General features: G+C 48.0%; 14 protein-coding genes. 4 read left to right on the top strand and 10 right to left on the bottom strand.

Features of this window, described 5'->3' with window-relative positions:
• Window positions 1-15: 15 nt before the first annotated feature.
• Together ytxJ and MKY73_RS09170 are read right to left on the bottom strand one after the other, a co-directional pair.
• Window positions 16-363 (bottom strand): bacillithiol system redox-active protein YtxJ, encoded by a 348-nt coding sequence (gene ytxJ, locus MKY73_RS09175; protein ID WP_339307004.1) that lies wholly within the window; start codon window positions 361-363, stop codon window positions 16-18.
• Between the two features lie 122 nt (window positions 364-485).
• The gene (locus MKY73_RS09170) at window positions 486-899 is read right to left on the bottom strand and encodes a hypothetical protein (protein ID WP_339235734.1); all 414 of its coding nucleotides are present in this window, start codon (window positions 897-899) and stop codon (window positions 486-488) included.
• 274 nt (window positions 900-1,173) lie between these two features.
• Here MKY73_RS09170 and MKY73_RS09165 point away from each other — a divergent pair, with 274 nt between their 5' ends.
• Entirely contained in the window at window positions 1,174-1,698 is a 525-nt protein-coding gene (locus MKY73_RS09165) for a type 1 glutamine amidotransferase domain-containing protein (protein WP_339235737.1), read from the top strand.
• Window positions 1,699-1,818: 120 nt separating this feature from the next.
• Here MKY73_RS09165 and ptsP read toward each other — a convergent pair whose 3' ends face one another.
• The 4 genes from ptsP to aroA form a co-directional block, all read right to left on the bottom strand.
• Window positions 1,819-3,579, bottom strand: a complete 1,761-nt coding sequence (ptsP, locus tag MKY73_RS09160; RefSeq protein ID WP_339235739.1) for a phosphoenolpyruvate--protein phosphotransferase — start codon at window positions 3,577-3,579, stop codon at window positions 1,819-1,821.
• On the bottom strand, window positions 3,576-5,456 hold the full coding sequence (locus MKY73_RS09155) for a glucose PTS transporter subunit IIA (protein ID WP_339307002.1): 1,881 nt from the start codon (window positions 5,454-5,456) through the stop codon (window positions 3,576-3,578). Before MKY73_RS09155 ends, ptsP begins: the two co-directional genes overlap by 4 nt.
• Before the next feature lie 198 nt (window positions 5,457-5,654).
• Window positions 5,655-6,089: a CoA-binding protein gene (locus MKY73_RS09150; RefSeq protein ID WP_091014241.1), complete on the bottom strand. Its 435-nt coding sequence runs from the start codon at window positions 6,087-6,089 to the stop codon at window positions 5,655-5,657.
• A gap of 59 nt (window positions 6,090-6,148) precedes the next feature.
• Complete coding sequence (gene aroA, locus MKY73_RS09145; RefSeq protein WP_339307000.1) at window positions 6,149-7,444, bottom strand: 3-phosphoshikimate 1-carboxyvinyltransferase; 1,296 nt, start codon at window positions 7,442-7,444, stop codon at window positions 6,149-6,151.
• A gap of 106 nt (window positions 7,445-7,550) precedes the next feature.
• Here aroA and MKY73_RS09140 point away from each other — a divergent pair, with 106 nt between their 5' ends.
• Complete coding sequence (locus tag MKY73_RS09140; RefSeq protein ID WP_017687407.1) at window positions 7,551-7,856, top strand: rhodanese-like domain-containing protein; 306 nt, start codon at window positions 7,551-7,553, stop codon at window positions 7,854-7,856.
• Between the two features lie 138 nt (window positions 7,857-7,994).
• Here the strand turns inward: MKY73_RS09140 and MKY73_RS09135 are convergent, their stop codons facing one another.
• Complete coding sequence (locus tag MKY73_RS09135; RefSeq protein WP_339306998.1) at window positions 7,995-8,504, bottom strand: shikimate kinase; 510 nt, start codon at window positions 8,502-8,504, stop codon at window positions 7,995-7,997.
• A gap of 201 nt (window positions 8,505-8,705) precedes the next feature.
• Window positions 8,706-10,115 (bottom strand): NADP-dependent phosphogluconate dehydrogenase, encoded by a 1,410-nt coding sequence (gene gndA / locus MKY73_RS09130; RefSeq protein WP_339306996.1) that lies wholly within the window; start codon window positions 10,113-10,115, stop codon window positions 8,706-8,708.
• Between the two features lie 262 nt (window positions 10,116-10,377).
• On the opposite strand from gndA, the gene MKY73_RS09125 reads away from it, so the two are divergent.
• On the top strand, window positions 10,378-10,983 hold the full coding sequence (locus tag MKY73_RS09125; protein WP_339306994.1) for a suppressor of fused domain protein: 606 nt from the start codon (window positions 10,378-10,380) through the stop codon (window positions 10,981-10,983).
• Between the two features lie 105 nt (window positions 10,984-11,088).
• Here MKY73_RS09125 and MKY73_RS09120 read toward each other — a convergent pair whose 3' ends face one another.
• Both MKY73_RS09120 and MKY73_RS09115 read right to left on the bottom strand, forming a co-directional pair.
• Entirely contained in the window at window positions 11,089-11,688 is a 600-nt protein-coding gene (locus MKY73_RS09120; RefSeq protein ID WP_339235755.1) for a hypothetical protein, read from the bottom strand.
• 254 nt (window positions 11,689-11,942) lie between these two features.
• On the bottom strand, window positions 11,943-13,235 hold the full coding sequence (locus MKY73_RS09115; protein ID WP_339306992.1) for an MFS transporter: 1,293 nt from the start codon (window positions 13,233-13,235) through the stop codon (window positions 11,943-11,945).
• Window positions 13,236-13,412: 177 nt separating this feature from the next.
• Here MKY73_RS09115 and MKY73_RS09110 point away from each other — a divergent pair, with 177 nt between their 5' ends.
• A complete protein-coding gene (locus tag MKY73_RS09110) occupies window positions 13,413-14,888 on the top strand; it encodes an aminotransferase class I/II-fold pyridoxal phosphate-dependent enzyme (protein WP_278299186.1) in 1,476 nt (491 codons plus the stop codon).
• The last annotated feature ends 57 nt before the right edge of the window (window positions 14,889-14,945 follow it).

The raw sequence follows: 14,945 nt of genomic DNA, 5'->3' as shown, positions 1-14,945 counted from the left end.
CAATTAAAATAGGCTTTAGGACTCACTCAAAACATTCGTAAGTGTAGCTCTAGTAATATCTGAATGGGAAGTATGCCATACAGGAATTCCCTTTTTAATCAGGATCGCCTGTGGAGATTCATGCTTAACACCCAGTTTCTCTGCTGCTTCATTCGATACCGGGCGATCTTCCACAACATAGATGATACCGTATTTCACATTTTCATTGGCATGGTTATGCAAATAATCGTTCATCTCCTGATAAGCGTTCGAGCTGATCGGACAGCGCGTACTGTGCTTAAACAGAAGCAAGGGTTGATCCTCGGTAGCCTCTACTGCGGAGTTTAGCTGTTCAATACTTGTCATTTTAGTCATGTCAGCCATTAGATATACATCCCCCTTTACCAGGAATACCGCTATGTTGAGCGTTTTCACTCTTCGATATCTTAACAAAAAGTGCGCGAAAAAGCCAATTTTCATGAAAACAAACATTTTGCACGTCAAAATTAGACAGCATTCGAGAAGTACTCCTGCCACACAAATCCGGATAATTGACTTAACCTGCGCTCCGTGGTCTCTATCCAAACTGTATCTCCAGACTTCGTTGCGTAACCCATGATGTCCAGCAACAGATTGATACGTTCCTCTACCGCTTGCTGCATCCGATATTGCATCTCCCGATCGGTCGCATCCGGCCAGGCCAGCAGTTGCTCATGAAACAGGTCTGCCAATTCATTACGTTCGCCAAAAGATACGTCCTGCTTCACGGGCTGTTCACCCAATGTACTAATGCATTCTGTTAAGTCCGGCTTGACCGGAGGAAGCACTTCGTATGATACACAGTCTGTACACGCAAATACGGGTACGTTTCGAATCTCCACTTTTTTGGCGTATACCACGGTTCTTAATTCCAACTCCATTACATGTCCACATCTGCACGACTTGCGCACACCCTCACCTCATTCGTTCTATACTCTATATAAGTACCATTCGACCTATTTCGGCTCAAATCCTGCTGCAAAAGAAAGGTTGCACAAATTACCACTCCCTCCAGATGAAGGTTGTCGAATGCAGGTGATTACTGACTTGTAATCGCTTCCTCCACACTGCATATGCACAACCATGAAGTCCCTTGTAGAATCTGTTACAATTAGAGACGCGACATACCTAATTACAGCAAAAGGAGAGATGAACATGAGATTAACCGGTAAAAAAGTCATCGCTCTGGTCGATGAAGAATTCGAGGATTTGGAATTATGGTACCCTGTGCATCGTGTTCGTGAAGAAGGTGCAGAAGTGCATCTTGCTGGAGAGAAAAAAGGAAAAACCTATATCGGCAAATACGGTGTGCCTGCTGAAGCTGAATATAGTTTCGATGAACTGGACAGTTCAGAGTACGATGGCATTCTTGTACCAGGCGGCTGGGCGCCAGATAAGCTGCGTCGTTATCCCAAAGTTCTGGAACTCGTGAAGGAAATGAATGCAGACCGGAAACCGATTGGACAGATCTGTCATGCAGGATGGGTACTAATCTCTGCCAAAATTCTGGACGGAGTTACGGTAACCTCTACACCAGGCATTCGGGATGACATGGAAAATGCAGGTGCGATCTGGAAAGATGAAGCGGTTGTTGTTGATGGACATATCATCTCGGCACGTCGTCCACCGGACCTTCCACCTTACGGCAAGGCATTCTGTGATGCCCTCGCTGACAAGTGAAAATAACCCCACTGTGCTCTAACACGCAGTGGGGTTATTTTATATAACAAGCATTCCAACAAATAATTATCACAAATGTAAATATATTAACTTAAAGGTATTTATATCCATTTGTCCCAATTACGATGCATTCGAACCACTTTGTTCATCCGGGCTTCCTGTGGAGTCATTAAAGACTTGCAATCGCTCCTCAATATCTCCGCTGGTCCGCAGGGCGAAGCACTTTCGAGCTTCTTCTTTGGCGTCCGATGCTGTTGTGTTCAGCACTCGGTGCTTCACACGCAACAGGGATTGCGGAGACATACTCAAGTGGCGAATACCAAGCTCCAGCCAAAGCGGAATGGCACGCTCGTCCCCTGCCATCTCTCCGCATACACTAACATCAATTCCTGCCGTATGCGCCGCATCCGCTGTGGCACGAAGCATCCGCAGAACAGCCGGATGATAAGGATGATACATATGAGCGATCTGCTCATTCATTCGATCTACTGCCAGTACATATTGAACCAGATCGTTCGTTCCTATACTGAAGAAATCCGCCTCCTCCGCCAGCAGATCAGCAATCATCACCGCTGCAGGAACTTCAATCATGATCCCCACCTGAATATGAGGGTCGTATGATAATCCCCGCTCGTCCAGATCGGACATCGCCTCACGAAGAATCTCATTGGCTTGTTGAAGCTCTTCCACCGAAGAGATCATCGGGTACATGATTTTCACATTGCCCGCAGCGCTGGCACGCAGAATGGCTGTAAGCTGTGTTTTGAACAGGTCCTTACGGTCCAGACTAATTCGTATTGCACGGTAACCCAGAAACGGATTGTCTTCTTCCGGCAATTCGAAGTAATCCAGTTGCTTGTCACCACCGATATCCAGTGTACGAATGACAACGGATTGTCCTGCCGTCTTCTCTGCCACAAGGCGGTACACCTCATACTGCTCCTGCTCACCCGGGAATGTAGCCCGATCCATATATAGAAACTCTGTCCGGAACAAGCCTACGCCCTTGGCTCCATGTTTCAAAGCCAGATCCAGTTCCTTCACCGAACTGATATTGGAAGCGAGGTGTAATATAGCCCCGTCTTTGGTTACAGCATCCACCGTAGCAAGCACCTGAAGTTGTTCTTTTTTCTTCAGCTGTTTGCTGCGAAGCATGGTATACCGTTCAATTGTCTTGCGATCCGGGTCGGTAAATACCAAGCCATTATCACCATCCACCACAAGCATATCACCAGTCTCAACCGGCATGCCAAGACTCGCTTCCAAACCGGAAACGAGAGGAATGCCAAGCGCACGAGCCATTATTGCAGAATGTGATGTCTTCCCGCCAATCAAGGTTACAATGCCCAGGACATGACTGGGATTCAGATGTGCTAATTGAGATGGCGATAGTTCTTTGGCAACAAGTACATACGGCTGTGTATCCGAAGGGAGTGTAATCTCCGGTGCACCAAGCAGATGCTTGAGCAGACGATTACCTACATCCTTGATGTCAATGGCCCGCTCCTTCATATACTCGTCTTCCAGCAAGTCAAACATCGTGACAAAATGGTCTATGGCTTCTTTGACTGCCACTTCTGCTGCCTTGTACTGACGCTCGATAATGCCGCGAATTTCGTTCATGAATACTGGATCCTCGAGGATGGCCAGATGTGCATCAAAAATACTGGACTCCTCCGGCCCCACGACTTCCTTGAACTCATTCTTGATATATTCAATCTCATCCTTAGATGTCCGTATGCCCTCATACAGCCGTTCGAACTCTTGGGCGAGATCTACCGAATCCATCTTCTGATCCGGCAGATCCCATTCCCAACTGGGCAGGACAAATGCTTTGCCGATGGCTATGCCTGCAGCTCCGTTGATGCCTTGTATCTTCATTCTACCCCTCCAACGTTCCTGTCATAGAGCACCACGGACATGACGGATGCCTGACCTTTCTTCACTTGCTTAAATGGAGCAAAACTCCATGATTTTACTCGATCGGGATTCGTAATGACCATTGGGGTTGTCAGTGACGCCGCTTGCTCGCGAAGTACCGCAAGATCAAACTTGATCAACAACTGCCCTGGCTCCACCGTATCGCCCTCCTGAACAAAAGCTTCAAAATGGCCTTTCAACTGAGAGGTATCGATGCCGATATGCAGTAACACCTCAAGCCCCTCCCGAGTGGAAATCCCCAAGGCATGCATGGTCGGATACAAGTGCATAATCGTTCCATACACCGGTGATACCAGCTCTCCGTGTTCTGGAACAAAGGCTACTCCATCCCCAACAAGCTTGGCTGCAAAAATCTGATCCGGCACCTCTTCAATGGGTAACATTTTTCCCTGAACGGGAGCACAGAACAGAACCTGTTGCAGATCTCTTTCCAATAGTTTCGCGATTTCTTCCCGAATCAATTCCGAATAGGTACCGAATACCACCTGTACGTTACCGCCACCCAGCTTGATTAATCCAGCGGACCCCATACTCTTCATGGCACCTGTGTCGATCAGGCGGTCATCATGCACGGTCAGGCGAAGACGTGTAATACATGCCTCAACCTGTACAATATTACTCTTCCCACCCAATGCTTCGAGGATTAGAGGTGCCTGATAAGGAATGTTGCCTACCCAATCTTCCAGCATGGAGCCCTCTTCACGTCCTGGTGTTGGAATCTTGAACGTACGAATCGCCCATCGGAACAAGAAGTAATAAACCAGCCCATATAGTATGCCAATCGGAATGAGCTTCCAAGCATTCTCCGATAGATGGAAATTGAGTATGTAATCAATAATACCTGCGGAGTACGAAAATCCATGCCGGATATCGAGCCAGTAACTGATCCACATCGCAACACCGGACATGACTGCATGCACGATGAACAGATAAGGTGCGGCGAACAAAAAAGCAAACTCAATCTGTTCGGAAACCCCGGTTAGAAAACAAACGAGTGCCGATGTCAGAAAAGTTTTCTTGATTTTCGGTTTCAGATCTTCCCTGGCTTCCTGAATTATAGCAAAGGCTATTGCCGGAATGGCAAACATCATGATGGGAAACAAACCCGCCATAAAGAATCCTGCGGTGGGGTCTCCTGCAAAAAATCGGGGCAAATCCCCTTGTACAATGTTACCATCAGGTGTTTCGAATGTTCCTAACTGGAACCAAAATACATTGTTAAGCAGATGATGAAGTCCAAAAGCGACCAGCACCCTGTATAACACCCCGTAGATGAACAATCCAAAACCGCCGAGACTGTATTCCCATGTGGCAATGGCGTTCAATCCATGCTGTAAAATTGGAGCGAGCCATAACATAAAGCAGGAGAACAATGCCGAACAGAGTCCGACGATGAGCAAAACAAACCTTGAACCTCCGAAAAATTGTAAAATTTCGGGCAGTTTAATGCTTTTAAACCGATTATGCATCCCACCGGCAAGCGCGCCGAGTATGATTCCGATTAAGGAAGCGGGCTGAATGGTGCCGTCACCAAAGTTCCGAGTCACCTGATCATATATCACGATACCAGCCAAAGCAGCAAGTCCCGCTTGTCCGGCCTGGTTGGAGAGTCCCAGTGCTACACCGACAGCGAACAAATACGGCAAAAAATAAAAAATGCCGTGTCCGGCCACGGTAGACACTTCACCGACAACACTTAATCCCCAGGCGTCCCAAGGCAGACTGCCAACACTGAGCAAAATTGCGGCGGCGGGCAGGACCATTGTAGGCAGCATTACCGCTCGTCCGAGCTGCTGCAAGGATCCGAGCCAATTCATGGCGACCTCTCCTTTCTATCCTAGATGGTAAGCTTTGCGCAACGTTTTGTCAAAGCAAAACAGTAACCCATTGGTCATTTTATATAGCAAAAATAGAACAGAAAAAATCCCGTCAACTTCAAAGTTAACGGGATCTATCCTGCAATCATTCAATTGGGTCGGATCAGGATATTAACCGATCCGAGATGAGCAGGCCTCTCAGCCACGTCCAGCGCCGCGCAGAACGATGGAATCCTCTACCTTGATACAACGATTCGTTACAGCTGTCATGCCGTTCTCCGCCGCAATCTGAACCGCCTCATCACTATGGATGCCAAGTTGAAGCCACAGGACATTGGCTTTGATGGCAGCAGCGTCACGAGCTACATCCGCACAGAACTCATCGCGACGAAACACATTGACGATGTCTACTGGCTCCGGAATATCCGCAAGCGTAGCATATACCGTCTCTCCAAGAATTTCACCTTGTACCTGTGGGTTAACCGGGATAATGCGATAGCCTCTGCTCTGCATGGCTTCGGCCACCATATAGGAAGTGCGATCTGATTTGTCTGACAAGCCGACGACTGCGATGTTGCCTGCTTTGCGCAAAAGTTGTCCAATTTCTTCACGAGTAGGGTTGTTAAATTCCATGTTCAAGCACCATCCTTTTCTGATTAGAGTGCGTGTTCAAAAGACTGATTCTCAGCTATTTACTCTTTTACCCATTGAACCGAGGCGCCAAGCGCCTGCAAATGATCGAAATATTGCGGATAAGACTTGGCTACATGGTGTGCATCCCGAATACGAAGCGGCTCCTTGGAACGCAGACCGACAACAGTGAGCGCCATAATTACGCGATGATCGAAGTGAGCGTTAATCTCAACGCCGCCTTCAACACCTTCCGGACGTCCGTGTACGATAATCTCAGCTTGACTCTCTTCAACGTTCGCTCCTGCCTTCCGCAGTTCGTTCAAGTAATCGGTGATTCGGTCACATTCCTTGTAACGCAGGTTCTCTACATTATAGAACCGAGAAGTGCCTTCCGCAAACACAGCTGCGGCTACCATAGCCAAAACGGCGTCCGTTGCGGCATCCCCGTCGAATTCGATTGCTTTCAGTCTGCCATTTCCTTGAACGTGTACGACATCGTTCTCATGTGTCAATGGCACTTCCATCATACGCAGCACGTCAACAATGGCACGTTCACCCTGTTTGCTCTGCTCCATCAGGCGCAGAATTTTCACATCAGACTGTGTAACCGCTGCTGCTGCAAGAACCGCTGCTGATCCAGGGTAATCCCCTTGTACGGTATAAGTCGTTGGCTGGTATGCCTGTCCACCTGGTACACGGAAGGACATGTAATCATCACTTGCATGGATAACGATGCCTGCTTGCTCCAGCACTTCCAGCGTCTGTCCGATAACGACCTTGGACTTCAGGTCATTCAGCACTTCAATGGTGCTGTCTTCTGCAAGCAAAGGCGTAACAAACAGCAATGCGCTCAGATACTGAGAGCTGACGGAGCCGGATACACGGATGTGTCCACCCTTGGCATTGCCACCTTTGATTGTAATCGGCAGGCGTCCTTGTTCATGCTGTACTTCTACACCCAGTTGGCCAAGCGCATCGATCAAGTCATCATGCGGACGTTTGCCCAGGGAATCCGGGTACGTATTTACAAATGTAACGTCTGGACAGAGCGCTGTAACTCCCATGAGGAAACGAAGTACAGCACCCGCATTCCCCACATTCAACTCACGCACATCACGGGGATGACTGCCGAAGCCCTTGATCACAATCTTGCTGTCGTCTTCTTCAAGTTCAGCCCCAAGATCACGGATACATCTGCGCATGGCGTCACTGTCTTCACTGTGTGCCGGGAAATGAATGGTACTTGTGCCTTCTGCCAGCGCAGCAGCCAGCAAATAGCGGGTAGTGTAGTTTTTGGAGGACAGAGCCCCGATTTCCCCGTTCAGAGTGGGGGTTGGTTTAACAATAACGTCCATGGATGAAATTCTCCTTCATTGATTATATTGTCGCCAAATTGACATTCCGTGTATCGCTTGGGTATCATTATAGGCGTTAAGTCCATACAGAAAAGAGGACCTGAATATGACACAAATAGCTGAAATTGAAACGTCTGAGCTGCGCCGCCGTTTACAGGCGGGAGAGAAGCTGCAGATGATAGACGTCCGCGAGGACGATGAAGTGGCGCAAGGCATGATCGAAGGAGCCAAGCATATCCCGCTTGGACAGATTCCGGACCGATTGTCTGAGATTGAGAAATCAGGCGAGATCGTAATCATCTGTCGTAGCGGTTACCGCAGTGAGCGTGCCTGCGAATATCTGCAGCAACTGGGATACGAAGGCTGTACAAACATGGTCGGCGGTATGCTTCAGTGGCAACAGGAAGACTAGAGTAATGTGAAGCGGATCGAAGTCATAGGTAACTTTAGACCTCTAACCTACTCTGCTCCTAGAAACGGACGGGCCAATATGGCCCGTTTTGTTATATCTGCCACCATCTATCAACTATCAACTTCGATGATAACAAGCTTAGACGCGGTAATGCGCTAAAATTAAACGAGTCACTTCAGCAGCGGATAACTCGGTTGTATCCACCGTATAATGTGCAAACCGGTATGCGTCTTTCCGCTCTTCCATTATCGTCTTGATGCGTTCCTCCGCATTTCCTGCAAGAAGCGGACGATTGTCGCAGCCACTAACACGCTCCACAATCACTGCCGGATCAGCAGTCAGAGCAACAACCCAACCATTTTCCAACATCACGTCACAATTATCCGAACGCAGCACCACGCCACCTCCGGTCGCTATGACCTGTGACTTTTTCTCCAGTACCGAACACAGCACGCGGCTCTCGGCATCACGGAAATACGTCTCTCCCTTGCTGGTGAACAGTTCCGGAATCGCACATCCTTCTTCTTTTTCCACCGCGGCGTCCACATCAATCAATCGGTAACCAAGCTCGCGTGCAAGCATGTCAGCGACGGTTGATTTGCCGGTTCCCATCATGCCGATGAGAATAATATTGTTAGACTTGCTCAAGGTGTACACTCCTTTAATTCAAGCAATTCGTGAGCACTTTTGTCCTATCATAACACAGCCCTGCGGACTGGGAAAGACCAAAAGAGGCCTGGCGTTAACCGGCAATCACCGGAACGCCAAACCTCTTTTAAGCCTCTTAGCAGGCCAAATCTGCCACTTTAAGACGCTCAACCCAAATCTCATCGATTCGTATAGGTGGTACTACTCCATCCAGTTGTGGTGGAAGCTGCCTTCTTTGTCCACACGTTTGAACGTGTGAGCACCGAAGTAGTCACGTTGTGCTTGCAGCAAGTTTGCTGGCAAACGCTCTGTACGGTAGCTGTCGTAGTAAGACAATGCACTGGAGAAACCAGGTACGGGAACACCTTGTTTTACAGCAGCCGCTACAACTTCACGCCATGCGCCTTGATATGACTCAACGATGTTTTGGAAGTAAGGATCCAAGAGCAAGTTTTTCAAAGCTGCATCTTTATCATAAGCTTCCTTGATGTTTTGCAGGAACTGCGAACGGATGATACATCCACCGCGGAAGATCATGGCAATGTTGCCGTATTTCAGATCCCAGCCATACTCATCGGAAGCTGCACGCATTTGTGCAAATCCTTGTGCATAGGATACGATTTTACTTGCAAACAATGCTTTACGCACGCTCTCGATGAACGCTTTTTTGTCGCCAGAGAATGCTTCAGTTGCTGGTCCACTCAGGATTTTGCTAGCTGCTACACGCTCGTCCTTCATGGCAGACAGGAAACGGGAGAATACGGATTCTGTTATCATGGACAATGGAACACCGAGATCCAGCGCACTTTGGCTTGTCCATTTACCAGTTCCTTTTTGTCCTGCCGCGTCCAGAATAACGTCAACCATTGGTTTGCCGGTTTCTGGATCATATTTGGAGAAGATATCTGCTGTGATTTCGATCAGATAACTATCCAGCTCTCCTTGATTCCATTCCGTAAAGATCGCATGAAGCTCTTCAACGGAAACGTTCAATACGGATTTGAGCAAGTGGTACGCTTCACCGATCAACTGCATATCTCCGTACTCAATACCGTTATGCACCATTTTCACATAGTGTCCGGCACCATCAGGTCCAATATATGTACAACATGGATCGTCACCGACATGGGCTGAGATCGCCGTCAGGATCGGTTCAACCAGTTTATAAGCACTTTCCTGTCCACCAGGCATGATGGAAGGGCCTTTCAGTGCGCCTTCTTCACCACCGGATACACCTGTACCGATGAAGCGGATGCCTTTGTCTTCCAACTCTTTACTGCGACGTTGCGTGTCAGGGAAGTATGCGTTCCCTCCATCAATGATGATATCACCCTCATCCAGGTGAGGAAGCAGTTGTTCAATGGTAGCGTCGGTCGCTTTGCCGGCTTGTACCATGATCAAAATTTTGCGCGGGGATTCCAGGGATGCTACGAACTCTTCAATGGAGAATGAACCTGTCAGGTTTTTACCTTCAGCTTCTTTCAGAAGATCATTGGTTTTCTCGGGGGAACGGTTATATACCGATACTGAGAAACCTTTGCTTTCAATGTTAAGGGCCAAATTTTTGCCCATGACAGCTAGGCCAATCACGCCAATTTGTTGTTTTGTCATCTGGTCCTCCATCCTTTGCTCCAATTAATTTTATTGAAATAAATTCTCAACAATACTCCCATTTTAACGGTTTTATGTATAGAAGTGAACCCCGTGACACAGGTACGCAACGAGAAAACACCCCAATCTGCTGAGGTGTTCATCGTATTTTCATAAATACAGTGGGGATCACTCTGTCTCATACCAAAGTAATCCAATATTGTACATCTGATGGTATAATCATACCTATTGAACCTGGACTCAAGAAGGAGGAACATAACACATGGCGTGGGAACAGCTTTCAAAGCAAGAACAATTTTTAATGGATATTCGCAGAACCTTTTTGCTGGGGTCTTATATCAATGAATGGGGTATGCCAGAGCTCAGAACCGTTCTTTCGAAGCCGAACCGAGGCATTTATATCGAAATTTATTATTTCCCTCCCACCGCGCATGCAGACATCGCCCGATTCGCAACAGTCGGATTGTCTCAGGCATGTCGTCCATCAGGAGAGAAGGTCGCGTCGGAATGGATGCTCGCGCTGCAATCCAATCTCGGTGGTGAGAGTGTGGAGCGTGTGAACTCCTATATGGCCGATCTAATCTCCCATCACATCGAAAATGTACCGGATTCAACGGTTCCGCGTGTGATGACACCAAGCGAATTAGCACCCTCCCGTTGGACCGTAACCGCCTTTCTCCTCGATGAATTGCGAGGCGAAAGCGAATCCCTGGAACAGATATACGTTGGCCATGAAACGATTCCGTTACTATGGGCCATCCCCATCACCTCATATGAAGCCAATCTCTTGTTATCCGCAGGATTGGATGAATTCGATGCCTTCATTGAAAGCTCGGAACACTCTATCATTGACCCTTGTCGTCCCTAATGCCCTCTACATACAAATAAAACCCTGGCTTGCGCCAGGGTTTTGATATGAGTTGATGTTTTTTTCGAGAACAGTTTTCATTCACCTTACAGCGTTAACCGTTCCTCAACCTTCCAACATTAATAGATGTCCGGACAGTTGTTTTAAGACTTCACGGCAAGCATTTGCTTTGTCTACATTATCCGTCTGTATGGCAGTGTGGAGACGCTCCAATTCATCGTCCACTTCCATGCGCAACAACATGAGCCTTTCCTCGCCCTCGCGCGAGAGGAACATTTCTTCCATCTCTTCCGCCGTCGGCGCAGGTTCTTTTTGAAAGATTACACGTTGCTTGAACCCAGAAACCTCCACGAGGCGAATCACTTCACCGAATAAAATGTTCTCCACCGTCATCTGCTGATCCTTAAACCGCTTCACAACTGCATGCCCGCGTGTATCTCCAATCAGCTTCTCCAGCCATTCTGCAAGCTTTGCGTCCTTAATGATGTAATCCCCAGTCATCTTATAGTTCCCCGTGCGTGTCTGTTGAAAGCGGAGCTTTACCAGCTTGCGGCCGGTCCGGACTGACAGTATAAAAAAGGATTCGTCCTCGCTCCAATATAGTGAATATCCCTCACGAATAAGGTCTCTGATCAAATTTTGGATATGCCGACGGTTGAACCGCAGCTCCAGATTGCAATATTCAACTTCATAACTCTTATTCACGGCACTCCCTCCATCTGTACCGGATCTGCTCCGGCCCTCGTCTTCAATCGCTTCTACTCAATCGGCTTACCCTATTTTATACTTCATTTTATGTAAGGGTACTTGGTTATTTGACTATTTTTCACCGAAAGGACGGCAGCACTACAGCTTTCCGCAAGCGCACAGGGGCAAGCCCCCGATTTTCATGTTATAACAGACATCAAAAAGGGAGCTCCACAACCATGAAGGTTGACGGAACTCCCTTTTTTTCTATTTTATTTGGCTGGAGCGGTGCGAAACGGATTGCGGGATAGTACAAAATGTACTACGGCAAGTCCTGCCATGACGACGGCACTGCCAATGAATGGTGCCGGATGGCTAACGTGGTCCCACAACAATCCGGAAACAATAGGACCTACAACCATGCCCGATCCCTGCAAAGTGAGGAAAAATCCCCAGATCGCTCCCCGCTCCCCTTTGGGAATCAGTGTGGCTACAAACGCATTCCAGGCGGGCAGAATCATGGCATAACTGACGCCCACCAACATAACAACACCAAAGACTACCGGAATGGATGTTATGGAGGAAAATGCGAACAGACTTGCTGACGCCATCAAAAAACCAACGTTCAGGAACGGTTTCGTACCAAACCTGTCTACCATTTTACCTACAGGCAGTAAGGCAATAACGGTGATTCCACCACCTGCAATCAACAACAAACTATACAGGTTCGGTGAGATATGCAGGTCTGTGCGTGTATATAGCGTGATGACTGGACTGAGCAATCCGATGACAAATGACTGCATAAACAAGGCAGGATACACCAGTGGATTGACATTAAGTGTACTGCGTACCCGTTGCAGTGTGCCCTTTACACTCTTTTGCAGTCGGATGAACGGTGTGAGCAAATTCGGTTTGGCTGGATATTTCAGATCTTTATTCTTCACCGCTTGCTCAGCATGCTCTCCTTCGACAATGACACGTCCAGGAAGAATCATGGCTACCAGAATAACGAGAATGGCACAGCCCATCAACACCAGAAATATGGTGCGATAATCATGATGCGTACGCTCCAGCAACCAGTTCATGCCCACCGGCCCAAGACCTGTACCGCCCAGAGCAGCCATCTCCAGCGCACCCATTGCTGTACCATTCTTGTTCTGTGGGCCTGACATCGCAGTCACCCCTGTCATGGCGCAAGGCCAGAGCGGTGATGTGCCGATGCCGAGAATCAGACAGGCCATGGCCAGTCCAACGGCACTTTTGAGAAAAAGGATCATAATAACAGCGATTAAGGTGCAGATTAGTGCTGTGACCATCGTTGCGCGGAACCCGATCCGTTCTGCAGCCCAGCCGGAAGGCGCCCGGAACAGATTATCTCCCAGATATTGAAGAGCAAATGCCACACCAATGACACCTGCGGACAGACCCAGAATATTGTCCATATACACGGGCAGAACAGCTACCAACAGGGCTCCTTTGATAATTTCAACCAGAAAAAGTGTCAACCACATCGCGATAAAAAATGGTGATCGCAAAATTTTGGCTGGTTTTGTATCAGTTTGCATTCTTTTTCCCCTTTCGGCGTTCATTTACCTATTCCCTATCTTTAGTGTAACCGTGGGGAATGTGCCCAAATCTCGGCAATTTAAAAATTTGTCGATTATACCTGTTGCATTCGGGTCTTAATTTGCTATACTCATCTTTGTTTACCAATTTTATTAGGAAGGGTTGTGACAGCAATAATGAATCACCACCGTACGCCGCTGTTTACCGCTTTAAAAAATCATGCGGCACTCAATCCGGTACAGTTTCATATTCCGGGCCATAAAAAAGGATTGGGAGCGGATACCGAATTCCGTGAATTTATTGGCGATAATGCCTTCTCCATAGATTTGATTAACATCGCACCGCTGGATGACCTGCATCAGCCAACCGGAGTCATTCAGGAAGCACAGATTTTGGCAGCAGATGCCTTCGGAGCCGATTATACCTATTTTAGTGTACAAGGCACAAGCAGTGCCATTATGACCATGATTCTGTCTGTATGCTCACCGGGTGACAAAATTATTGTGCCCCGTAATGTGCATAAATCGGTTCTGTCCGCCATTATTTTCTCAGGCGCCAAACCCGTATTTGTTTCTCCTTCACAAGATGCCAATCTGGGTATTGACCATGGAGTGACCACACAGTCTATCCGCCGTGCACTTGAGCGTCATCCGGATGCCAAGGCATTGCTTGTCATTAACCCGACCTATTACGGTGTGGTTACCGATCTGAAAGAGATAGTTGAGCTGGCACACAGCTACCAAGTCCCTGTGCTTGTTGATGAAGCACATGGCGTACTCATTCATTTCCATGAGGATCTGCCGTTGTCTGCGATGGCAGCAGGTGCCGATATGGCTGCAACCAGTGTTCACAAGCTTGGTGGCTCCATGACACAGAGTTCCGTACTCAACCTGAACACGAAGAATGGATTCGTGAATCCACAGCGTGTACAGACGATCCTGAGTCTGCTCACCTCAACATCAACTTCATACATTTTGCTTGCTTCGCTCGACACATCCAGACGTAACCTGGCACTCCACGGTCGTGAGATTGCACAGAAGGCGATTGAACTAGCCGAGTTTGCCAGACGTTCGATTAACGATATGGATGGACTGTATTGCTTCGGTAAAGAGCTGCTGGGTACGGAAGCGACCTTCAATTACGATCCAACCAAAGTTACGGTCCATGTTCGCCATCTGGGTATTACAGGGTATGAGACCGAGAACTGGCTGCGTGAGCATTACAACATCGAGGTCGAACTTAGTGATATGTACAATATTCTGTGTCTCATCACGCCAGGAGATACGGACGACAGCGTGGATATCTTGCTGAACGCCCTGCAGGATCTCTCCCGTACCTATTATCAAGTGAACCCGGCTCATGAACTGGTGGTCAAAGTTCCGGATATTCCACAGTTGATGTTGACGCCACGTGATGCATTCTATGGTGATACCGAAGTGATTCCGTTTAAGGAATCCGCAGGACGTATTATCTCGGAATTCATCTATGTCTATCCGCCAGGAATTCCGATCCTGTTACCGGGTGAAGTTATCACCCAAGAGAACATCGACTACATCATCGACCATGTCGAAGTTGGATTGCCTGTCAAAGGACCCGAAGATCGCAGCGTAACCAACGTTAAAGTGATCGTGGAAGCCGACGCCATTTTCTAAAACACCCCCTAGCGCTGAGCAGGGATAAACTTGAAGGGCCAAGCCTTACGCTTGGTC

The organism is Paenibacillus sp. FSL R5-0519 (genome assembly GCF_037974275.1).
Lineage (GTDB): Bacteria > Bacillota > Bacilli > Paenibacillales > Paenibacillaceae > Paenibacillus.
Note: the sequence above shows the minus strand (reverse complement) of the source record. Positions and strands in the feature narration are given on the sequence as shown.